This window comes from Streptomyces sp. NPDC048420, assembly GCF_040651535.1.
Taxonomy (GTDB): domain Bacteria; phylum Actinomycetota; class Actinomycetes; order Streptomycetales; family Streptomycetaceae; genus Streptomyces.
Map to the genome: position 1 here is coordinate 415,471 of NZ_JBEZKG010000001.1, position 21,274 is coordinate 436,744.

The 21,274-nt window shown below is 71.9% G+C and carries 22 protein-coding genes; 13 read left to right on the forward strand and 9 right to left on the reverse strand.

From position 1 onward, the window contains the following. The first annotated feature begins 42 nt into the window (after window positions 1-42). Both AB0D34_RS01700 and AB0D34_RS01705 read left to right on the forward strand, forming a co-directional pair. The gene (locus AB0D34_RS01700) at window positions 43-927 is read left to right on the forward strand and encodes an SIS domain-containing protein (protein WP_362654862.1); all 885 of its coding nucleotides are present in this window, start codon (window positions 43-45) and stop codon (window positions 925-927) included. Between the two features lie 8 nt (window positions 928-935). Further along, on the forward strand, window positions 936-1,787 hold the full coding sequence (locus AB0D34_RS01705) for a class II fructose-bisphosphate aldolase (protein WP_362654864.1): 852 nt from the start codon (window positions 936-938) through the stop codon (window positions 1,785-1,787). Here AB0D34_RS01705 and AB0D34_RS01710 read toward each other — a convergent pair. Next, window positions 1,765-2,511: a class I SAM-dependent methyltransferase gene (locus AB0D34_RS01710; RefSeq protein ID WP_362654865.1), complete on the reverse strand. Its 747-nt coding sequence runs from the start codon at window positions 2,509-2,511 to the stop codon at window positions 1,765-1,767. The genes AB0D34_RS01705 and AB0D34_RS01710 overlap by 23 nt on opposite strands. 34 nt (window positions 2,512-2,545) lie before the next feature. After that, window positions 2,546-3,688, reverse strand: coding sequence for a methyltransferase (locus AB0D34_RS01715; protein WP_362654868.1), 1,143 nt, complete (start codon window positions 3,686-3,688; stop codon window positions 2,546-2,548). 68 nt (window positions 3,689-3,756) lie between these two features. Between AB0D34_RS01715 and AB0D34_RS01720 the strand changes: the two genes are divergently transcribed. The 4 genes from AB0D34_RS01720 to AB0D34_RS01735 all read left to right on the forward strand — a co-directional run bounded on the left by AB0D34_RS01720 (window position 3,757) and on the right by AB0D34_RS01735 (window position 6,838). Then, window positions 3,757-4,398 (forward strand): alpha-ketoglutarate-dependent dioxygenase AlkB, encoded by a 642-nt coding sequence (locus AB0D34_RS01720; protein WP_362654871.1) that lies wholly within the window; start codon window positions 3,757-3,759, stop codon window positions 4,396-4,398. A gap of 37 nt (window positions 4,399-4,435) precedes the next feature. Beyond that, window positions 4,436-5,680 (forward strand): ROK family protein, encoded by a 1,245-nt coding sequence (locus AB0D34_RS01725; protein ID WP_362654873.1) that lies wholly within the window; start codon window positions 4,436-4,438, stop codon window positions 5,678-5,680. 311 nt (window positions 5,681-5,991) lie between these two features. Next, window positions 5,992-6,396 (forward strand): NUDIX domain-containing protein, encoded by a 405-nt coding sequence (locus tag AB0D34_RS01730; protein WP_362654876.1) that lies wholly within the window; start codon window positions 5,992-5,994, stop codon window positions 6,394-6,396. 1 nt (window position 6,397) lies between these two features. Further along, the gene (locus tag AB0D34_RS01735) at window positions 6,398-6,838 is read left to right on the forward strand and encodes an RpiB/LacA/LacB family sugar-phosphate isomerase (RefSeq protein ID WP_362654879.1); all 441 of its coding nucleotides are present in this window, start codon (window positions 6,398-6,400) and stop codon (window positions 6,836-6,838) included. 14 nt (window positions 6,839-6,852) lie between these two features. Here AB0D34_RS01735 and AB0D34_RS01740 read toward each other — a convergent pair whose 3' ends face one another. Together AB0D34_RS01740 and ilvY are read right to left on the reverse strand one after the other, a co-directional pair. Then, a complete protein-coding gene (locus AB0D34_RS01740; RefSeq protein WP_362654882.1) occupies window positions 6,853-7,824 on the reverse strand; it encodes an NAD(P)-dependent oxidoreductase in 972 nt (323 codons plus the stop codon). A gap of 39 nt (window positions 7,825-7,863) precedes the next feature. Continuing rightward, a complete protein-coding gene (gene ilvY / locus AB0D34_RS01745; RefSeq protein ID WP_362654885.1) occupies window positions 7,864-8,721 on the reverse strand; it encodes an HTH-type transcriptional activator IlvY in 858 nt (285 codons plus the stop codon). A gap of 85 nt (window positions 8,722-8,806) precedes the next feature. Here ilvY and AB0D34_RS01750 point away from each other — a divergent pair, with 85 nt between their 5' ends. Together AB0D34_RS01750 and AB0D34_RS01755 are read left to right on the forward strand one after the other, a co-directional pair. After that, window positions 8,807-10,276 carry a ketol-acid reductoisomerase gene (locus AB0D34_RS01750; protein ID WP_362654887.1) on the forward strand — a complete coding sequence of 490 codons (1,470 nt, stop codon included), beginning with the start codon at window positions 8,807-8,809 and terminating at the stop codon, window positions 10,274-10,276. 54 nt (window positions 10,277-10,330) lie between these two features. Continuing rightward, the gene (locus AB0D34_RS01755; protein ID WP_362654890.1) at window positions 10,331-10,858 is read left to right on the forward strand and encodes an SMI1/KNR4 family protein; all 528 of its coding nucleotides are present in this window, start codon (window positions 10,331-10,333) and stop codon (window positions 10,856-10,858) included. A gap of 7 nt (window positions 10,859-10,865) precedes the next feature. On the opposite strand, the gene AB0D34_RS01760 is transcribed toward AB0D34_RS01755, so the two are convergent. The 3 genes from AB0D34_RS01760 to AB0D34_RS01770 are packed head-to-tail and all read right to left on the reverse strand — an operon-like array spanning window position 10,866 to window position 12,962. Beyond that, entirely contained in the window at window positions 10,866-11,789 is a 924-nt protein-coding gene (locus AB0D34_RS01760; RefSeq protein WP_362654893.1) for a phosphotriesterase, read from the reverse strand. After that, window positions 11,786-12,370 carry a DUF4865 family protein gene (locus AB0D34_RS01765; protein ID WP_362654896.1) on the reverse strand — a complete coding sequence of 195 codons (585 nt, stop codon included), beginning with the start codon at window positions 12,368-12,370 and terminating at the stop codon, window positions 11,786-11,788. Before AB0D34_RS01765 ends, AB0D34_RS01760 begins: the two co-directional genes overlap by 4 nt. Window positions 12,371-12,383: 13 nt before the next feature. Further along, window positions 12,384-12,962: a TetR/AcrR family transcriptional regulator gene (locus AB0D34_RS01770; protein ID WP_362654899.1), complete on the reverse strand. Its 579-nt coding sequence runs from the start codon at window positions 12,960-12,962 to the stop codon at window positions 12,384-12,386. Window positions 12,963-13,092: 130 nt separating this feature from the next. Between AB0D34_RS01770 and AB0D34_RS01775 the strand changes: the two genes are divergently transcribed. Genes AB0D34_RS01775 through AB0D34_RS01785 form a run of 3 tightly spaced genes read left to right on the forward strand, consistent with a single transcriptional unit; the run spans window position 13,093 to window position 16,738 of the window. After that, window positions 13,093-13,386 (forward strand): SHOCT domain-containing protein, encoded by a 294-nt coding sequence (locus tag AB0D34_RS01775; RefSeq protein WP_362654901.1) that lies wholly within the window; start codon window positions 13,093-13,095, stop codon window positions 13,384-13,386. Next, window positions 13,383-14,180, forward strand: a complete 798-nt coding sequence (locus AB0D34_RS01780; protein WP_362654904.1) for an ABC transporter ATP-binding protein — start codon at window positions 13,383-13,385, stop codon at window positions 14,178-14,180. The genes AB0D34_RS01775 and AB0D34_RS01780 overlap by 4 nt, the downstream gene beginning before the upstream one ends. Further along, the gene (locus AB0D34_RS01785; protein ID WP_362654907.1) at window positions 14,177-16,738 is read left to right on the forward strand and encodes an ABC transporter permease; all 2,562 of its coding nucleotides are present in this window, start codon (window positions 14,177-14,179) and stop codon (window positions 16,736-16,738) included. Before AB0D34_RS01780 ends, AB0D34_RS01785 begins: the two co-directional genes overlap by 4 nt. Before the next feature lie 186 nt (window positions 16,739-16,924). On the opposite strand, the gene AB0D34_RS01790 is transcribed toward AB0D34_RS01785, so the two are convergent. Together AB0D34_RS01790 and AB0D34_RS01795 are read right to left on the reverse strand one after the other, a co-directional pair. After that, window positions 16,925-17,458 (reverse strand): ATP-binding protein, encoded by a 534-nt coding sequence (locus AB0D34_RS01790; RefSeq protein ID WP_362654910.1) that lies wholly within the window; start codon window positions 17,456-17,458, stop codon window positions 16,925-16,927. Window positions 17,459-17,667: 209 nt separating this feature from the next. Then, on the reverse strand, window positions 17,668-17,991 hold the full coding sequence (locus AB0D34_RS01795) for a hypothetical protein (RefSeq protein WP_030045118.1): 324 nt from the start codon (window positions 17,989-17,991) through the stop codon (window positions 17,668-17,670). A gap of 347 nt (window positions 17,992-18,338) precedes the next feature. Here AB0D34_RS01795 and AB0D34_RS01800 point away from each other — a divergent pair, with 347 nt between their 5' ends. Further along, window positions 18,339-19,463, forward strand: a complete 1,125-nt coding sequence (locus AB0D34_RS01800) for a PLP-dependent cysteine synthase family protein (RefSeq protein WP_362654912.1) — start codon at window positions 18,339-18,341, stop codon at window positions 19,461-19,463. A gap of 164 nt (window positions 19,464-19,627) precedes the next feature. Then, a complete protein-coding gene (locus AB0D34_RS01805) occupies window positions 19,628-21,274 on the forward strand; it encodes a serine hydrolase (RefSeq protein ID WP_362654915.1) in 1,647 nt (548 codons plus the stop codon).

Here is a 21,274-nt window from a genome sequence, read left to right on the forward strand (position 1 = left end):
GCTATATCTTGCAAGAACAAGCAAGATGCGAAGGGGTACGGCATGACACATGTCGAGGACGAGCTGACCAGCCAGCCGGAGTGCTGGACCCGGGCGGCGACGGAGGCCGCACGGCACGCCGACGCTCTTCCGGCGCCGGGGGAGCGGGTCGCGGTCGTCGGCTGCGGCACGTCGTACTTCATGGCGCAGGCGGTCGCGGCGCTGCGCGAGGGCGCGGGACAGGGTGAGACGGACGCCTTCGCCGCCTCGGAGTTCCCGCCCGGCCGCGCGTACGACCGGGTCGTCGCCCTCACCCGCTCCGGCACGACGTCGGAAGTCCTCGACCTGCTCGGGCAGTTGAAGAGGCGCACTCGCACGACCGCCCTCACCGCCGACCCCGCCACGCCCGTCATGACCGCCGCCGACCACCTCGTCGTCCTCGACTTCGCCGACGAACGGTCCGTCGTCCAGACGAGGTTCGCGACCACCGCCCTCACGCTGCTCCGCGCCCACCTGGGCCTGCACACCGACGCCGTCGTCGCCGACGCCCGCACCGCGCTCGCGATCCCGTTGCCCGAAGGGCTCGTCGAGTGCGCGCAGTTCACCTTCCTCGGCCGGGGCTGGACGGTGGGCCTGGCCAACGAGGCCGGACTGAAGATGCGCGAGGCCTCCCTCGCCTGGACCGAGGCCTACCCGGCGATGGAGTACCGGCACGGCCCGATCAGCATCACCACCCACGGCACCGCCACCTGGATGCTCGGCGAGGCCCCCGAGGGCCTGGCCCAACAGGTGGGGGAGACCGGGGGGTTGTGGGTGCCGAGCACGCTCGACCCCCTCGCCGAACTGGTCCGGGTACAGCGCCTCGCGGTCGCCGTGGCCGCCGTTCGCGGCCTCGACCCGGACCAGCCGCGCCACCTGACCCGTTCGGTGATCCTCGCCCGCCCTTAGGAGACTTCGTGCCCCTGGTCACCACCGGCGAGCTCGTCACCCGCGCCGCCGCGGGCCGTTCCGCCGTAGCCGCCTTCAACATCATCACGCTGGAACACGTCGAGGCCGTCATCACCGGCGCCGAGTCCCTGAACGCGCCGGTCGTCCTCCAAGTCAGCGAGAACGCCGTCAAGTTCCGCTACGGCCGTCTCCTCCCGCTCGCCCGCGCCGCCGGCACCGCGGCCGAACGCGCCGCCGTACCCGTCGCGTTGCACCTCGACCACGTCCAGAGCGACGACCTCCTGCGCCAGGCGGCCGACGCCGGCTTCAGCTCCGTGATGTACGACGCGGCCCGCCTGCCCTACGCCGACAATCTCGCCGCGACGAAGGCGGCCGCCGACTGGGCGCACTCCCAAGGGCTGTGGATCGAGGCGGAGTTGGGCGAGGTCGGCGGAAAGTACGGCGAGCCCCCGCTGGACGCCCACGCGCCCGGCGCCCGCACCGACCCCGCCGAGGCCCGCGCCTTCGTCGCCGACTCCGGCGTGGACGCCCTCGCCGTGGCCGTCGGCAGCGCCCACGCGATGACGGAGCGCACCGCCACCCTCGACCACGACCTCATCAAACGCCTCGCGACCACCCTGGACGTCCCGCTCGTCCTGCACGGCTCCTCCGGGGTCCGGGACGACGAGCTCACCGCGGCCGTCGCGGGCGGCATCGCCAAGGTCAACGTCGGCACCGCCCTCAACGTGGCCATGACCGGCGCGATCAGGGAGTTCCTGGCGGCTCACCCCGAGGCGGTCGACTCGCGGAAGTACCTGAGCGTGGGTCGGGAGGCGATGGGCGAGGCGGCCCGGCGGATCATCCAGGTGCTCGGGCGGTGAGCACGGGCTGGTAGAAGCCGCTGGAAGCCGGCTCGTGCCACCGCACGTCCACGAAACCGGCCGCGGCCACGAACTCCGTCAGCTGCGCACGCGTCAGCGCCCAGGAGGTCGTACGACGGACGCGTACGGCCCAGTCGCCGTCGGCGGGCCGGAGCTGGAAGTACTCCTGGTCGTAGTGCTCGCCGTCCTCGTGCCAGTTCCACAGCTGGAAGGTGATCACCCGGCCGTCGGAGTTCTCGGAGACCTGGGGAGGCGCGGCCTCGGGCCTGTTCCGGCGGATCTCGTCGTAGTCGCGGACCGTGAGGAGCAGCAGGCCGTCGTCCCGCAGCACCCGCCGCATGCCCGCGAGAGCGGCCTCGACGTCCGGTGCCGTCAGCAGATGGGCGACCGAGTTGTCGGCGCAGACGACGACGTCGAAGACACCCGGCGCGAAGGGCAGCTGCCGCATGTCCGCGGCGGCCGTCGGCAGCAGCGCCCCACGGGCCGCGGCCTCCTCGGTGGCGCGGGCGGCGGCCACCGGACTGAGGTCGGTGCCGACGACCCGGTGCCCCGCGAGGGCCAGCCCGATCGCCTGGGTCCCGATCCCGCACGAGCAGTCCAGGACCCGGTGCGGACCCGGGCCCAAAAGGTTCCCCAGCACCGCCCCCTGATGCGCCATGCTCGCGTCCCAGTTCGCGAAGATCCGGTGGTAGTCCGGAGCCAGCGAATCGTAGAAGCCCCGCACGGAGGAAGCCTCGGAATCCGAGGAAGCCGGGGAATCAGTCACGCGACCCCTTCACCGCCTTCAGCACCACGAACTTCGGGTCACTGGCGACCAGTTGGCTGTTGCCGAACAGCTTGCGGAGCTTCACGTGGTACCCCAGATGACGGTTCCCGACCACCCACAGCTCGCCCCCCGGCCGTAGCGTCCGGCGCGCTCCCGTGAACATCCGCCAGGCCGTCGCGTCGGTCGTCGCCTGGTGGGAGTGGAACGGCGGGTTGTTGAGGACGATGTCGACGCTGCCCTCCGGGACCCCCGCCAGACCGTCTCCGACCCGGAACTCCGCGTGTCCCGGCACGCCGTTCGCCCGGTAGGTCCCCTCCGCCGAGGCCACGGCCTGGAAGGACTCGTCCACGAACAGCACCTCGGCCTCGGGATTGGCCAGCGCCACTGCCGTACCGACGACGCCGTTGCCGCAGCCCAGGTCCACGACCCGCTGGATGCCGCGGCTGTCCGGGAGGTGCTGGAGGAAGAACCGGGTGCCGATGTCCAGGCGGTCCGCGCAGAAGACGCCCGCGTGGTTGACGACGGCACGCCCGGAGACGGTGCCGACGCCGTCCGGGAGGGTGTAGCCGTAGGGCCAGGGGTTGGCGGGCCGTTCGAGCGACGACTCCGGTGTGCAGAAGATCAGCCGGGCCTTCTTCTCGGCCAGCGAGGTGCGGGTCGGTCCGAGGATCCGCTCGAACAGCTGGAGCGTCGAGGTGTGGATCTCCTTCACCATGCCGGTGCCGACCACGACCGTGCCCTCGTGCACGGCGGGCGCCAGCCGCAGCAGCTGGTCCTCCAGCAGGGCCAGGCTCTTCGGCACCCGCACCAGCAGCACGTCGATCCGGCCGGGCGGCGGGTCCTGCGTGGTGAGCAGCCGGACGGTACCGGGTTCGACGCCGGCGCGGTCGAGATTGGCCCGGGTCGCCTCCTGGCTGAGGAAGGAGTCGGTGATCTGCGTCGGCCGGTGCGCCGCCAACGCGGTGACCAGCGCACCCCAGCGGTCGCCGACCACCACGACCGTCCCGGACAGCGGCACCCCCTCGTCCGCGAGGTGCCTGAGCAGATACTCGTCGGAGGCGTCCCAGGCACGCAGCCTCTCACGCGGGTCCTCGGGAAAACGGGTGAGCGCGAGCTCGCCCCAGGGAGTCGTCATACGGTCGTCCATCGTGCGTCCAGGCTAGCCGAGCCGCAGCTCAGGCCTCCTCGGGCAGGATGGAACCCATGGACGCCGAGCTGTTCCCGAGGGCCCGCACCGAGGTCGCGCCGAGCGCGGTGCACCTACCGGACTGGCTGGAACCGGACCGTCAGCGCGACCTGCTGGAGGCCTGCCGCGGGTGGGCCCGCCCGCCCGCCGGACTGCGCACGGTCCGCACCCCGGGCGGCGGCACCATGACCGCGCGGCAGGTCTGCCTGGGCTGGCACTGGTACCCGTACGCCTACGCCCGCACGGTCGCCGACGGCGACGGGGCACCGGTGAAGCCCTTCCCCGACTGGCTGGGGGAGCTGGGCAGGGAAGCGGTTCGGGACGCGCTGGAGAGCGAAGCCTCCGGATACGACATCGCACTGATCAACTTCTATGACGGCGACGCCCGCATGGGCATGCACCGCGACAGCGACGAGAAGTCGGACGCGCCCGTGGTGTCCCTGAGCCTCGGCGACACCTGCGTCTTCCGCTTCGGCAACACCGAGACCCGCACCAAGCCCTACACGGACGTCGAGCTGCGCAGCGGCGACCTGTTCGTGTTCGGCGGCCCGTCGAGGCTCGCGTACCACGGGGTGCCCCGCGTGCATCCGGGCACCGCGCCGCCCGAGTTGGGGCTGACCGGGCGGCTGAACATCACGCTGCGGGTCAGCGGCCTCTAGGCCGGATCAGATAACGGATCATGGGAGACTCGCCCTCATGAGCGGCAAGGCGGACCCCCGGCCGGCGGGGGAAGGGACGACCTCGAGGGCGCGGCTGGACCGGGGGCGCGGTGCGCTCGGGCCCGCGTTGGAGCTCGTGCACACCGGACGCGCGCCCACCCGGGCCGTGCTCACCGCCGAGCTCGGGGTGACGCGGGCCACGGCAGGTGCGGTCGCCGCCGAACTGGAGGCGCTCGGGCTGATCCGGGTCGACGCCCGGCCCACCGCGGCCGCTGGTTCGCAGGGCAGGCCCTCGCACCGCCTCGCGGTCGCCGAGGACGGTCCTGTGGTGCTGGCCGGCCAGGTGCACGCCGACGGTTTCCGGGCCGCCCTGGTCGGACTGGGCGGCCGTATCGTCGCCACCGCGCCCGGCTGCGAGACCGTCGACGCCGACCCCGCGAAGGTCCTCGGCTCCGTCGTGGAGGCGGCCGCCGACCTGCTCCGTACGACCGGCAGACGCTGCGTCGGCGCCGGGCTCGCCGTGCCCTCCGCGGTCGCCGAACCCGAGGGACTCGCCCTCAACCCCCTGCACCTGGCCTGGCCCGCGGGCGCCCCCGTGCGCCGGATCTTCAACGAGTGCGTACGCGCCGCCGGCATCACCGGACCGGCCTTCGCGGGCAACGACGTCAACCTCGCCGCCCTCGCCGAGCACCGGCACGGCGCGGGCCGCGGCGCCCGGGACCTTTTGTGCGTGGCGACCGGACACCGGGGTGTGGGCGGGGCGCTGGTGCTCGACGGGCGGCTGCACACCGGCAGTTCGGGCCTCGCCCTCGAAGTCGGCCACCTCACCGTGAACCCCGAGGGCCGCCCCTGCTACTGCGGCAGCCGCGGCTGCCTGGACGTCGAGGCCGACCCGCTGGCCCTGCTCACGGCCGCTGGACTCGACCCCGGCCCCGAACTGTCCCTGCTCCAGCAGGCCGACGACCTCGTCCGCGACCACTACGACGACCCCGCCGTGCGTACGGCCGCCGAGGCGCTGATCGACCGTCTGGGTCTCGGCCTCGCCGGACTGGTGAACATCCTCAACCCGGACCGGATCATCCTCGGCGGTCTCCACCGCACCCTCCTGGACGCCGACCCGGAGCGCCTGCGCGCGGTCGTCGCCGACCGGAGCCTGTGGGGACAGAGCGGCGGCGTCCCCATCCTGGCCTGCACCCTCGACCACAACAGCCTGGTCGGGGCGGCCGAGTTGGCCTGGCAGCCGGTCCTCGACGATCCGCTGGGGGCACTGACCCGTGGTTGAACTGCTGGAGGCCGTAGGGCTCCGCCTGGTCGAGGTGGCGCCACCGGCGGTCCCGGCCGAGGCGCGGTCGGTCATGAACCGTGAATGGGACGAGGCGGTCCGCACCAACCCCGCCCTCTTCGACGGTCCGGTCGCGGCCTGCGCGGGACTCGCGCGTGACGGCGGGGACACTCTGGTCGTCTCCTGGTCGCGCACCAGCTACCGCTACTTCGCGCTGCGCCGGGTCCCGGGCGCCACCGCTCTGCGGTCACTCTTCGTGAGCGTGATGCAGCCGACGGACGACGGACGACGGACGCCTGCTCGTGGGCCGTATGTCCACGGCCACCGCCGCGCCCGGCCGGTGGCAGTTCCCCGGCGGATCGGTGGAACCGCCCACCGGCGACGGTCCCCTCGACGAGGCCGCGCTGCGTCACCACGCCGCGTTGGAGCTGGCCGAGGAGACGGGCGTCGAGGCCTCCGAGCTCACCCGGTGCCTGATCACCCACGGCGAGGACGGACAGGTCGGCGTCCACTACCAGGCGCCGCCCCTGCCCGCGGCCCTGATCCACGAGCGGTACGAAGCCCTCGTGGCCGCCGAGACCGCACACGGGCGCACCCCGGAGTTCGACCGGATCGTCCTCGTGGGCTCCCCGGCCGAACTGCCGGACCTCGCCGGTCCGCAGGTGGCCTACCTGGAACCCGTTCTCCGCTGGACGAGCCGCCGAGTAGGCTCGTGACATGCGGATCTCGGTCTCCTCGGACATGGACGAGCCGGTGGCGCGCACCCTCGTCGACGAGTTGCGCGCGCGTGGCCACGAGGTGGTGCCGTACGGCGCCCTGAGCCCCGGCGACGATCCGCAGTGGGCCGTCTGCTCGCAGGCCGCGGCCCGAGAGGTGGCCGCGGGGACCGCCGACCAGGCGATCGTGTGCTGCTGGACCGGCACCGGCGCGTCCATCGCCGCGAACAAGGTCCCGGGCGTCCGGGCCGCCCTGTGCACGGACGCCTACACCGCGGACGGCGCCCGCCGCTGGAACGACGCCAACGTCCTGGCCCTCAGCCTCCGCCTCACCTCCGAGCCGCTCCTCAAGGAGATCCTCGACGCCTGGTTCACCGCGCAGGCGAGCCAGGACGCCGAGGACCGGGAGAACGTGGCCCGCCTGGACGCCGACCGGGCCTAGCGGAGCCCGTCCGGTCAGGAGCTGAGCGGGACCGCCACCTTCAGCTCCCCGTGGTCGATCAGCCATCGCACCGACTCCAGTACGGCGGTCTCCGGTTCGTAGCGCGGGGCGTAGCCGATGAGCGTCCTGGCCTTCTCGATGGTGAAGCAGTGGCTGCGGTGCAGGTGCTCCCAGCTCGCCTCGGCGTGCTCGGCGGCCGTGGTCCTGCGGAACTCTTCCCAGGTCACCGGCTCGAGGGACGCGGTCTGTCCGAACCAGCCCGCCGCGATACGGGCGTACCCGCGGACGTTGAGCGCGGTGGGGGCGACGACATTGAAGTCCTCTCCCGCCGCCGCGTCCCGGTGTTCGATCGCCCGCTCGAAGGCCTGTGCCACGTCGTCGGCGTGCACATGGTGCATCAGTTCGACACCGCTGCCCGGGACCTGCAACGGCTGCCCCGCCGAGAGCGTGTACCAGACAGCCGGGTCGAGGCTTCCCAGCGGGCCGATCGGGTGCCAGCCGGGACCGACGATGTGCCCGGGATGCAGGGACGTGGTCACCAGCCCCCCGGACGCGGTCTCCTCCTTCAGCATCCGCGCGATCCGGTCCTTCTGGATGCCGTACTCACCGACGGGCGGGGTGCCCGTGGTCTCGGAGATCGGCAGCTTGTCGGCGGGGCCGTGGCGCCACACGGTGCCGCAGTGCAGCAGGTGCCCGACCGCGCCGCGCAGCCGCTCGACCAGCGCGGTGGCCGAGTCCAGGGTGAAACAGACCAGGTCGACCACGACATCCGGGTCCAGCCCGGCCACCCGCTCCCCGAAACCGCCCTCCGTGTCCTCCTGGTCCCGGTCGGCGACGACCTGACGCACCTGCTCCCACTCGGGAGCTTCGGCGTAGGCGGTACGGCTGCCACGGCTGATGTTGATCACTTCATGGCCGGCGCGGACCAGCCGGGGGACGAGGAAGGTGCCGATGTGCCCGCTTCCGCCGATGACGACGACTCGCATGTTCTTCCCATCAGTGTCAGGTCGGTCAGGTCAGTGTGGTCAGGGCGCCGGAGGCGCAGTCAAGCTCCACAGCGCCGCCACCAGCGGCCGGCGCAGATCGGACCGCCGTACGCACAGCCCGATCGGGAACCGCTCGGGCCGCGGATCGGCGGGCACCTCCGACAGCCGCTCGCGCACCGCGCTGTGTTCCAGTACGAGGCGGGGGACCACGCCCGTGCCGCAGCCCAGCGCGACCAACGTCAGCAGTCCCTCGTGACCGTCGGGCTCGCAGGCCACGTCCGGGACCGTGCCCCGGGCGCGGAACCAGCGGTCGGCGGCCTCGCGGACCAGGCCACGGTGCGGGAGGACGAAGGGGCCGTCCAGGTCCGGGTCCGGATGCTCCCGCGCGGTGACGAGGACCAGCTCGGTCACCGCGACCGTCCGGCTCACCAGCCCCTCCGGCAGCCGGGCCGGGATCCCCGCGACGGCCACGTCCACCTCGCCCTCGTCCAGCCGGGCCAGCGCGGCCGCCGCGTCACCGGTGCGCAGGTCGAGGCGGACCTGCGGATGGGCCGCGCGGAACGGCGCCAACAGGTCGGGCAGCAGCGCCTGGCAGGCGGTCACTGTCGCGAACACGGCCAGACGACCGGTGAGTTCGGCCGGGTCGGGATGCTCCTCCCGGTAGCCACGCCACAACTCCAGTGCCTGTACCGCGTAGGCACGGAAGCGGTGGCCCTCCGCCGTGAGCGACACCCCGCGCGGACCGCGGTCGAACAGCCGGTGTCCGAGGTCCGCCTCCAGCCGCTGCACGGTTCTGGTCAGCGTGGCCGGACTGACATGGCAGTCGAGACTCGTCCGGCCGAAGTTCAGCGTCTGGGCGAGATGCAGGAAGAGTCGTAGCTCCCGGTGGTCGTCCATGTGACCTCGGCATTTCAGTTCATGCAACAGTGCGCTGCGGAAGTTGCGCTTGCTGCAACGCTCGGCCGGAGCCTACAACTCCACCATGACCTCCACCACGTACGCCTCCGGCGTCTTCGCCCTCGAAACCCTGGATGTCCCCGGCGGCACGGAGACCGTCCTGCGCGGCGGCCGGCACCTGTTCCCGCTGCTGCCTCAGGCCTTCGCCGGGGTCCGTCGCATCGGCGTGCTCGGCTGGGGCCCGCAGGGCCGCGCCCAGGCACTCAACCTGCGCGACTCCCTGGCCGGCACCGACATCCGGGTGGCCGTGGGACTGCGCCCCGGCTCCCGCTCGGCCGCCGACGCGCGCGCCCACGGCTTCACCGAGGAGGACGGCACGCTGGGCGACTGGCTCGCGGTCGCCGCCGACAGCGACCTGGTCGTCCTGCTGATCGCGGACGCGGCCCTCGCCGCCCACCACCAGGAGATCTTCGCGGTGCTGAAGCCCGGCGCCGCGATCGGACTCTCGCACGGCTTCCTGCTCGGCCATCTCCGCGAGACCGGCGGGGACTTCCCCGTGGGCCACCCCGTGATCGCCGTGTGCCCCAAGGGCATGGGCGACTCGGTGCGCCGCCTCTACCAGCAGGGAGCCGACGTCAACGGCGCCGGGATCAACAGCAGTTTCGCGGTGCACGCCGACCCCGACGGCCGCGCCGTCGACCTCGCGCTCGGCTGGTCGGTGGCACTCGGATCGCCGTACACCTTCCGCACCACGCTGGAGAGCGAGTACCTGTCGGACATCGTCGGCGAACGCGCCCTCCTGCTCGGCGCCGTCCACGGCATCGTCGAGACGCTGTACACGCGGTACCGCCTGGCCGGGGACGACGAGGTGACGGCGTACGAGCGGTCCTGCGCGAACGTCACCGGGCCGATCGCCCGCACGATCTCGCACTCCGGCCTGCGGGCGGTCCGCGACGGCCTCTCTCCCTCCGACCGGGACGTCTTCGACCGCGCGTACACGGAGACGTACGGTCCGGCCCGCGAGATCGTCGCGGAGATCTACGACGAGGTCGCCGACGGCACCGAGCTGCGCAGCGTGATCCTGGCCGAACGGAGGCTCGGGGCACGGCCGATGAGCGAGATCGGCGGCTCCCCGATGTGGGGTGCCGGTGAGCGGGTGCGGGCCCGACGCGGTGAACGCGAGCTGCCCGTCGACCCGTTCACGGCCGGCGTGTTCGTCGCCACCATGCTCGCCCAGATCGACGAGTTCGCCGACCGTGGGCATCCCTGGTCGGAGATCGTCAACGAGTCCGTCATCGAGGCCGTCGACTCCCTCCTGCCGTACATGCACGCGCGCGATGTGGCCCACATGGTCGACAACTGCTCCCGCACGGCCCGTCTCGGCGCCCGCCGCTGGGGCCCGCGCTTCCAGGCCGCCTACGAGCAGATCGCCTACCCGGCAGCCGAACACCCGGCAGACCAAGGCCTGTTGACGGCCTTCGTGGACCACCCCGCCCACGAGGCACTGGCCGCGGCGGCGAAACTGCGGCCCTCCGTGGACATCTCGGTGGCGTAGGGCTGATGCCGCAGCCAGGGGTCGCTGTCGGTGGCGGCGGCTAGCCTTCAGGTCATGATCGAGACGACCGAGACCGACCGCGCCTTTCCGCCCGCCCTGGCCGACGTGGCCCGCGTGGAGTTCGACTACGACGACGGCGAGGGCGTCGACTTCGAGCCGTACGACGCCTTCGACTCCGCCGAGGAGACCACCGACTGGCTCCGCAACTGGACCGGCAACCACGAACTGGACGGCGACGCCTACCGGGTCTTCGGACAGGACGGCACCGGAGGTCTCGCCGCCCTGTGGTGCGTACGGCCGGGGCGGCCGCTGGTCGAACAGCCCGTGGTGTTCCTGGGCTCCGAGGGCGAGCGCGGGGTGGTGGCGGCGAACCTGTCCGACTTCCTGTGGGTGCTGGCCGACGGCCTGGGACCGATGGAGGTCGTGGAGTACGAGCAGTACGAGGCCCGCGTGAACGCCACGCTGACCGAGCTCGCCGAGCGCCACGCGACCACCCCGCGCCGTACCACCCGCGACATCGTCACCACCGCCCGCTCCGAGTTCCCGACCTTCTCCGAGGACATGGACGCCCTCTGCCGGTGATCGGGGATCAGGGAACCAGGGGTTCCGGCCACTCCACGGCGAACGCACGGGCGGGGTTGTCGGTGAAGACGCGCCGCACCAGGTCCTCGCCCAGCTCCACGGCGAGCCGCGGCCGCACCCGGCGCAGCAGATACGGCATCCCGGGGCCGCCGTCCACCGACCGGGCGGCCGCGGTCGTGGTGTCCCCGCCGAGCAGCAGCCGGTCGCCGTGGCCCGCGTCGGCGAGGGCCCGTACCGCGTCCGGCATGCGCCAGTCCGTGGCGTGGTGGGCGCGCGAGGGCCCGTCGAAGGCGAGGTAGCAGCCGGTGCCCGCGGCCTGACGGTGCACCGTGAAGTCGGGGGAACGGTTGAGATGCCCGAGGACCACCCGATGCGGCGGCACCCCCAACTCCCCGCACAACAGGTCGAGTACGTCCAGCGCACCCGTCCCCAGCTCAAGGTGCACGGCGATCGGCGCCCCCGTCGCACGATGGGCCTCGGCCGCCGCGACCATGGTCCAGCGGGCGTGCGCGTCGAGAGCGTGGAAGCCTCCCGCCACCTTGATCAGCCCCGCCCGGACCCCCGACGTGCCGATACCCGCGGTCAGTTCGGCCACGAACACTTCAGCCAGCCTGCCGCGCAGCCCGGCGAGCGTCCGGTCGTCGTAGTGGACGTCCTGGTGCAGACCGGTCGCCGCGACGATCCGCACCCCGGTCTCCCGGGACAGCGCCGGCAGATCGGCGGCCCGCCGCCCCAGCCCGTACGGCGTCCACTGCACGACAGTGCCACCGCCCTGCGTGGCGAACGCCGACAGCTCGGCCCGCGCCGCCGAGACGCTCTGCAGCTCCTGGCCCGGCAGTCGGGGGCTGGCGAAGAAGAGGTGGTCGTGCGCGTCGCACACGCCCAGCTGCTCGGCGGGGATGTCCCCGAGCACCGTACGGACCGCGCTCACCACTGACGCCCCCGCGCCGGCCGCTCGCGCCCGGGTGCCGACACATGCAGCACCTCGAACACGTCACCGTCGGCCTTCGGCGTCCCATACGCCCACAGCGAGAAGTGGACGAGCTCCCAGCGGGCCGTGTCCACGGCGGCCGCCGCGAACACCACGCCGTCATCCCCGGCCAGCCGCTCCGTCTCACTTACCGCCTCAGCCATCACCCCCGCCAACTCCACACCCGAGGGCACCGGTTGACCCAGCCGGACGGCCGAGCGCGCAGACGAGCCGACGGCGCCGCCCTCCTCGTACGACAGCCCGGCCCACTGCCGGACCGAGGGCCGCCCGAAGTCGTCGCTGAGCCCCTGGAAGGCGCCTCCCCACAGGAAGGTGTTCATGCCCTCGACGGTGTTCCAGAGGTAGAAGGGCGCGTACTGGTTGACCGGCGAGCCGTTCACCCCGCGCTCGCGCATCAGGTACGTCTTGAAGCCGAGGCCCTTCCAGTCGTCGAGGAGATGCCCGACGCGGGCGACCCGGTCGCGGATGACGTTCATGTCGTATCCCGCGGGCAGCGTCAGCTCGTACTGCATGGCGTGCACAGGGTCACATCCTCTACATGGTCGGGGACTTGAGCAGCGACAGAAGACCCCGCACGCCCGTGTCGAAGGCGGCGGGCGAGCCGGACGCGCGGGCGAGGACATAGCCGCCCTGGACGGTCGCGAGCACGGTCGCCGCGATCTCCTCGCCGTCCAGTGAGGACGCGAACTGGCCCTGTTCCTTGCCCTCTTCGACGATTCCGGCGATGCGCTCGCGGATCCAGCCGATCGTCTCGTCGACGGGCGCGCGCAGCGCGTCGCTGGCGATGACGTCAGGGTCCATCGTGAGCCTGCCGATCGGACAGCCGCGCAGCACGTCCCGCTCGCGCCGCAGATAGGCCTCGATGCGCTCGTACGGCGTGCCGGGACCGCCGAGTACTTCCTCCGCGGTAGCCCGCAACTCCTCGGCGGTCCGCCGGATCGCGGTCAGGGCGAGGTCGGGCTTGCCCTGGAAGTGGTGGTACATGCTGCCCTGTCCGGCGCCCGCGCGCTCCAGGATGGCCTTGGGGCTGGTGCCCACATAGCCGCGCTCCCACAGCAGCTCACGGGTGGACTCGATCAGTCGGTCCGAGGTGTTCATGAACCCACTGTACATACTGGTAGTTACAGGCGCACGTACTCCCCGCGAGGTACGCGCGATGCCGCTGGCCGTACGACGACCCGGACCCCTCCTCGGAGCGAGTCTCGATTCATCACCACAGGACACACCGAGGAGATGAACCGACATGCAGACACTCGCGAACTGGGACGGCGGCCCCGGCCCGTGGATCCTCTTCCTCCCGCTGATTTGGGCGGCCGTCGTGCTCGGCGTCGTCACCGTCCTGCGCCGCACCGTCTGGCGCGGCCGCCGGGGCCCGTGGCGCGCCACGGCGGACGCAGGCCCCTCCGGCGACTCGCCGATCGCCATGCTCGGCCGCCGCTTCGCCGTAGGCGAGATCGACGAGGACGAGTACTGGCGCCGGCTGTCCGTCCTGGACGAGCAGTTCGGCCGCACGGCGGGCAAGGGCGGTGCGGCATGACCGCCCCCACCGCCACGACCCGCTCGGCGAAGAAGCTGCCGGCCGCCCGGGTGGTCGACGCCGTGAAGGTGTACGGCAGCGGCGACACCGGCGTGCGGGCCCTGGACGGGGTGAGCGTCGACTTCCCGGCCGGCCGCTTCACCGCGATCATGGGGCCCTCGGGCTCCGGCAAGTCCACCCTCATGCACTGCGCGGCCGGGCTCGACACGCTCACCGCGGGCGCCTCCTACATCGGCGACACCGACCTCGGCGCCCTCGACGACCGCCGTCTCACCCTCCTGCGCCGTGACCGCGTCGGCTTCGTCTTCCAGGCGTTCAACCTGGTACCGACGCTGACCGTCGAGGAGAACATCCGGTTGCCGCTCGATCTCGCGGGCGGCAGGGGTGACCCGGAGTGGATCGACGCGCTCGTCGACGTCGTCGGACTGCGCGACCGGCTCCACCACCGGCCGGCCGAGCTCTCCGGCGGTCAGCAGCAACGCGTCGCCGTGGCCCGGGCGTTCGCGGGACGGCCGGACGTCGTCTTCGCGGACGAGCCCACCGGCAACCTCGACTCCCGCTCCGGCGGCGAGGTCCTCGGCCTCCTCGGCAGGACCGTGCGCCAGACGGCCCGCACGGTCGTCATGGTCACCCACGACCCGGTCGCCGCGGCCCACGCCGACGAGGTCGTCTTCCTCGCCGACGGACGACTGGTGGACCGTATGGAATCACCGACGGCGGACAGGGTCCTGGACCGCATGAAGGCCTTCGAGCTGTCCGCACAGACCGCGGTCGGGGCGGAGGGGGCATCATGAACGCCTCCGTGCGCCTGAGCGTGTCCTCCCTGCGCGCCCACAAGCGGCGGTTCGCCGGGACCTTCCTCGCCGTCTTCCTCGGTGTGGCCTTCCTGGCCGGAACCCTCGTCATGGGCGACACCCTGCGGGCCGGCTTCGACACCATGTTCGGCAACGCGACCCGGGGCACGGATGCCGTGGTCCGCAGCGCCGACGCCATCACCACGCCGGGGGAGAGCGAGGGGGTGCGCGAACCGGTCGACGCCGATCTCGTGAAGACCGTGCAGCAGGTCCCGGGTGTCGCGGCCGCCGCCCCCGACATCCAGGGCGCGGGTCAGCTGATCGGCGCGAACGGCGAGCCCGTCGGCGGCCAGGGCCCGCCCACCCTGGCCGGCAACTGGATCGACGACCCGAAGCTCAACCCGTACCAACTCGCCGAAGGGCGCGCCCCGGAGAAGTCCGGCGAGGTCGTCGTCAACCGCGGCACCGCCGACCGGGGCGACCTGAAGCTCGGCGACACGACGATCCTGCGCACGCCCGAACCCGTCGAGGTGAGGATCGTCGGCCTCGCGACCTTCGGCGGCGAGGACGGCATGGCCCAGGTGACCTTCACCGGCATGACCCGGGCCGACGCCGAGAAGTACCTCACGGCCCGGCCCGGTCAGGCGTCGAGCATCCAGGTGCGCGCGGGTCCCGGGGTGAGCCAGCAGGAGCTGGTCGACCGACTGAATCCCGTGCTGCCCAAGGGTGTTGAGGCCATCACCGGCCAGGAGTCGACCGAGGAGAACACCGACATGATCTCCAGTCAGTTCCTGGCGATCTTCACGACCTTCCTGCTGGTGTTCTCCGGCGTCGCCCTCCTGGTCGCCACCTTCTCCATCCACAACACCTTCGCGATCGTCGTGGCCCAACGCACCCGCGAGAACGCCCTGTTGCGAGCGCTCGGCGCCTCCCGCCGTCAGGTCACAGCGTCCACCCTGACCGAAGCGAGCGTCGTGGCCGTCGCCGCGTCGGCAGCGGGCCTCGCGGGCGGCATCGGTATCGCCGCCGGACTCCAGGCACTGTTCCCGGCCATCGGATTCCCCTTTCCCGAGGGCGACTTGGTGGTCAGCGTGCTGTCGATGGTTCTGCCGCTCGCGGTCGGCGTCCTGGTCTGCCTGGGCTCCGCGCTGCTGCCCGCCATACGGGCCGGCCGTACCGCACCGCTGGCCGCACTGCGCGAGACGGCCGTCGACCAGTCGGGCGCCTCACGCGTCCGAGCGGCGATCGGCGGGGGACTGGCGGCACTCGCGGTCGCCGTCACCCTCACCGGCGTTCTGATGTCCCCCTCCCTCTGGCTGGCCGGAACCGGCGCCGTCCTGGCCCTGGCCGCGTTCGTGGTCCTCGGCCCGGTCGCCTCCACGGCCGCCGTACGGGTCCTCGGCGTCCCCCTCGACCGGCTGCGCGGAGTCACCGGCTCACTCGCCCGGCGCAACGCCCTGCGCAGCCCCAGGCGCACGGCCGCCACCGCGAGCGCACTGATGATCGGCGTGGCCGTGGTCTCCCTGTTCACGGTGTTCGGGGCGTCCCTGAAGGCGACCATGGACCAGACCGTGTCCCGCTCCTTCGCGGGCGATGTCGCCGTGAGCACCCCGGGTTTCGGCGCGGGCGGCAGCGGTCTGAGCCCACGGCTCGCCGGCGCGGTCCAGGACCTGCCCGAGGTGGACACGGCCGTAGGACTCGGCCGCGGCGTCGCCGAAGTCGACGGCAAGGGACGGGCGTTGACCGTCACCGACCCGCTCGCACTGGAGCGCACCTTCGACCTCGGCCGGATCCGGGGCTCCCTGGGCGGCCTCGGCACCGACGGTATCGCCATCACCGAGAAGGAGGCGGAGAAGCAGGGCCTCACGACGGGAGACAAGGCCCAACTCACCTTCACCGACGGCGAGAAGGACACCTTCACGGTCCGCGCGGTCTACGGACAGTCCGAGCTGGCGGGGGAGTACGTCATCACCCGGGCCGCCTGGGCACCGCACCGCACACAGGACTCCGACACCCTCCTCGCCGTCTCCTTCAAGGAGGGCGTGAGCACGGACGCCGGCAAGGCGGCGGTTCAGAAGGTGGCGGCGCGGTACGGCAATCCGGACGTGCAGACCCGCGACGAGTACGCGCAGTCCTCGGCCGGCGGAATCGACATGATGCTGACCCTCGTCTACGCGCTGCTGGCCCTCGCGGTCCTCATCGCCCTGCTCGGCATCGCCAACACGCTGACGCTGGCGATCCACGAGCGCACCCGCGAACTGGGCCTGCTGCGGGCCGTCGGCCAGACCCGGTCCCAGCTGCGGGCCATGGTCCGCTGGGAGTCCGTCCTGGTCGCCGCCTTCGGCACGGTCGGCGGACTCGCCCTCGGCGCCTTCCTCGGCTGGGTCCTGGTCAAGGCCTCGGACGGCGCCAGCGACAGTGCCTTCGCCTTCGCGATGCCACCCCTGCAACTGGCGGTGGTCGCCCTGGTGGGCCTCGCCGCCGGAGCCCTCGCGGGCCTGCGCCCGGCACGGCGAGCGGCACTGCTGGACGTACTGCGGGCCATCGCCACGGAATGACCAGCCCACATGCCCACCAAGGTCCACTGTCCCCAGGCCACCGGCCGCGAGAGAGCCGGAGGGGCGCGCCGGTGCCGAGAGACCGAACGCGCGGAGGCCCGAAGGGCTGAGCACGATCGGTCTCTCGACACCGGCTGAGAGCGCCCCGCAGGCGAACGAGCAGACCAGAGGCGCGTCACCGCCCGGTCAGCCGGCAACGGCGGACCGGGCGGGAGTGTGTTCCGGCCGGTGGCTGTCCACGGACACCTCGGCGAACCTGAGCGCGGGCTTCTCCGCGACCTTGCGCCGGGGCGAACGCGTGGTGGGCCGTGCCGCGGCCGGCGTCGGCAGCGTGAACCACACGACCTTCCCCGACTCGCCGTCCGGCCGTACGCCCCAGCTCTCGCTGACCGCGGCGACCATCGCGAGTCCGCGCCCGCACGTGGCGAACGGCTCGGTGTCGTCGATGTCGGCCACGACCGGCAGACGCGGGTCGTGGTCGTGCACGGAGACCATGAGCCGGTCGAGCAGCAGCTCGATCTCCACGGTGCACGTCTTGTCGGGCTGGGCATGCCGGTGGACGTTGGTCAACAGCTCCGTCACACCGAGCGCCGCCCGGTCTATGAGGGGGTCCATATGCCAGTAGCGCAACTGCGCTGAAAGGATTCTGCGGACCTGGCCGATCCGCGACGGCAGGGCTTGAAGCTCCACCGTGCAGTGCCTGCTTGGGTGACTGATCACGGCTGCGACTCCCCGACATTAGGTCCGGAAGAACACGGAGTTCGGATCGATCCAGCAGGTGCCCGCATGAAATCGGCTGCCTGCCGTCGTGCCCGGCGGCTGGTTCGCAGCGTAATCGCCGGTAAACCGAGAGTGATGTGAGATCAGCGTGACTCAGGAGGTACGGGACCGCAACTCGCGGCCTGCGGGCGGCCGCACAGGGCGACGACTCAGCCGCTACGGCCCGCAGCCCGGCGTACGGCCTCTATGAACCGGCGTGCCGCGGGCGGTCCCGGCTCGCCCGGGGCCGGGTCGTGATCGCCCAGGGTCAGCAGATACCGGTTGCCGTTGAGGTCCGCGAGGGCCCGGTCGTCGGCCGCGAACCACGGTTTGGAGGCGCGTACCGCCTGTACCGGCGCACTGTCGATCTCGCTGCCGTAGCTGGTGAGCAGTTCGAGTCTGCCGTCGCTGATCCGGACCTGTCCGGCTCGGGTGAGTGAGCGCAACCTCTTGCCGATCCGCACGCCCGTAGCCGTGAACTCCGGCTCCGCCATGCCGCCCCGCCCCCTTGTGCGCGTCGGTGTGCCGGCCCGTGCTCCCGCTTGGGCCGAGAGCCGGCTCCTGTCGTGATCCAGTGTGCGCCCCCGTCCGGGACCTCGTCCCGTCCGGTGCAGTCTGCCCGCCATGGGCGTCGAGCACCAGTGCGCATGACACGGCCACCGGAACCGCCCGGAGCACTCGCGCGAATGCGCCCCCGCGGGTGCGCGCTGCGGTGACCCCAGGGGTGCCTTTGGGGCTCTCAAAGGTGCGTTTATGCAGGTGAGAAGCGTGCGGAAGGTGTCTATGATCGAGACGTAGGCCGCGCGACACGCCGTCGGCGCGCAGCGTAAGGAGCCCTGTCGTGAGCACCCCTCAGCAGACCCGCACCGGCGACACTCTCGACGTCGACCGCAGCGACACCTCCTACCGCGGCTGGCTGAAAGAAGCCGTCCGCAAGGTCCAGGCCGACGCCAACCGCTCGGCCGACACCCACCTCCTGCGCTTCCCGCTCCCGGAGAGGTGGGGCATCGACCTGTACCTGAAGGACGAGTCGACCCACCCGACCGGCAGCCTCAAGCACCGGCTCGCCCGCTCGCTCTTCCTCTACGGCCTCTGCAATGGCTGGATCCGGCCGGGTCGCCCGGTGATCGAGGCGTCCAGCGGCTCCACGGCCGTGTCCGAGGCGTACTTCGCGAAGCTGATCGGCGTGCCCTTCATCGCGGTCATGCCCCGCACGACGAGCGCCGAGAAGATCCGCCTGATCGAGTTCCACGGCGGGCGGTGCCACTTCGTGGACGACCCGCGCACGATGTACGAGGAGTCCGCCCGCCTCGCGGTGGAGACGGGCGGCCACTACATGGACCAGTTCACCTACGCGGAACGGGCCACGGACTGGCGCGGCAACAACAACATCGCCGAATCCATCTTCCGCCAGCTGGAGTTGGAGCGTTTCCCGGAGCCCGCGTGGATCGTGGCCACGGCCGGCACCGGGGGCACCTCGGCGACCATCGCCCGGTACGTCCACTACATGCAGCACGACACCCGCATCTGTGTCGCCGATCCGGAGAACTCCTGTTTCTTCGAGGGCTGGACCACCGGCGATCCGGACGTCACCTGTGACTGCGGCTCGCGCATCGAGGGCATCGGCCGGCCGCGCATGGAGCCGAGTTTCGTGCCCGGTGCGGTCGACCGCATGATGAAGGTCCCGGACGCGGCCAGCGTCGCCGCCGTACGGGCCCTGGAACAGGCCATCGGCCGCAAGGCGGGCGGCTCGACCGGCACCGGGCTGTGGAGCGCGCTGAAGATCGTCGCCGAGATGGTGGCCGAGGGACGGCAGGGGAGTGTCGTCACGCTCCTCTGCGACCCGGGCGACCGCTACCTCGACAAGTACTACTCGGACGCCTGGCTGGCCGAACAGGGCCTGGACATCGGGCCGTACACGACGGCGATCGCCTCACTGCTGGAGACGGGCGTCTGGCCCGACTGAGCCCGTCACCGAGCAGACCCCGGGCCGCGTCACTCCCGACCTTGATCCCGTCCCCGAGCCCGTCCGGCCAGAGCGGTCGGGCTTGCACGGGCGGGCGTGCCGACCAACGCCCCATCCCCCGAACGGCCTGCGAAGGCGCGCCGGATACCGAGGGAGGGATTTCCATGGACACCATGCCCCGACTCGACACCACCAGCCGCCGGTCACTTCACTCCGCCGCAGCACTGAGCCTGGTAGCGGCGCTGGCCGTCGGCTGTACCGGGTCCGACGCCGACACCGCCGCCGTCGTCGGCCGTGCGGCAGCCGCTACGTCGCCGCTGCCCAGCGTCCCGCCCGCCCAGCCACCGGCACAGCTCACCCGTGCCAAGGTCGAGACCGCGGTGGGCCAGCTGGACAACGTCGTCAAGGACGCCATGCGCACCACCGGGGTGCCCGGAATCGCGGTGGGCGTCGTCTACGACGACAAGGTGGTGTACCAGAAGGGGTTCGGCCTGCGGAAGGTGGGCACGAAGGACCGGGTCGGAGCGGACACGGTCTTCCAGCTCGCCTCGGTCTCCAAGCCTCTCGCCTCCACCGTGGTCGCCGCTGCGGTGGGTGACAAGACCGTCGGCTGGGACGACCCGGTCGTCAAGCACAGCTCCGGCTTCACCCTGAAGGACCCGTGGGTCACCCGGCATGTCACGCTGGCCGACCTGTTCTCGCATCGCAGCGGACTGCCCGACCACGCCGGAGACCTCCTGGAGGACCTGGGCTACGACCGCTCGTACATCCTGAATCACCTGCGCTACGAGCCGCTGGCCCCCTTCCGTGCCCACTATGCGTACACCAACTTCGGACTGACCGAAGCGGGCGTCGCCGCCGCGCGAGCGGCGGGCACCAACTGGGAGGAGCTGTCCGCCGACAAGGTGTACAAGCCGCTGGGGATGGACTCCACCAGCTCCTCGTTCGCCGACTACGAGAAGGCGGGCAACAAGGCCACCTTGCATGTGAAGAGCGGGGACACCTGGAATGCCTCGTATGTGCGAAACCCGGACGCCCAGAGCCCGGCGGGCGGGGCCAGTTCCACGGTCCGCGACATGACGAAGTGGCTGCGCCTGCAACTGGGCAACGGGAAGTTCGAGGGGCGGCAGGTCGTCGCCGCCGCCGCGCTGGAGCAGACCCACCTGCCGTACATGGTCTCCGCGCCGCCGCACACGCCCGCGGGCAGGGCCGGGTTCTACGGGCTCGGCTGGAACGTCAGCTACGACGACCAGGGCAGGCTGAAGCTCGGCCACTCCGGCGGCTTCGCGCTGGGGGCGGCCACCAACGTCGCGCTGCTGCCCTCGGAGAAGCTCGGCATCGTCGTCCTGACCAACGGCGAGCCCATCGGTGTGCCCGAGGCGATCTCCGCCACGTTCCTCGACACCGCGCAGACGGGCGGGCCGACCGTCGACTGGCTGAAGTTCCTCGGGCCGGTCTTCCAGCAGACCCTGCAGGCGGAACGCTCGGAGACCGACTACAGCAAGCCCCCGGCCTCGCCCGCGCCCGCCAGGGCCAACAGCGCGTACACCGGGACGTACGCCAATGACTACTACGGCCCGCTGACGGTCAGCGCCCAGGGGAACGAACTCAGCCTGCAGATCGGGCCCAAGAAGCAACGGTTCGTCCTGACCCACTACGACGGTGACACCTTCAGCTACCGAACCACCGGCGAAATGGCCGTCGGCCTGACCGGCGTGACCTTCACCGTCGACTCCGGCGGACGCGCCGACAAGGTCCGGGTCGAGAACCTCGACACGAGCGGCCTCGGCACCTTCACGAGGAAGGACTAG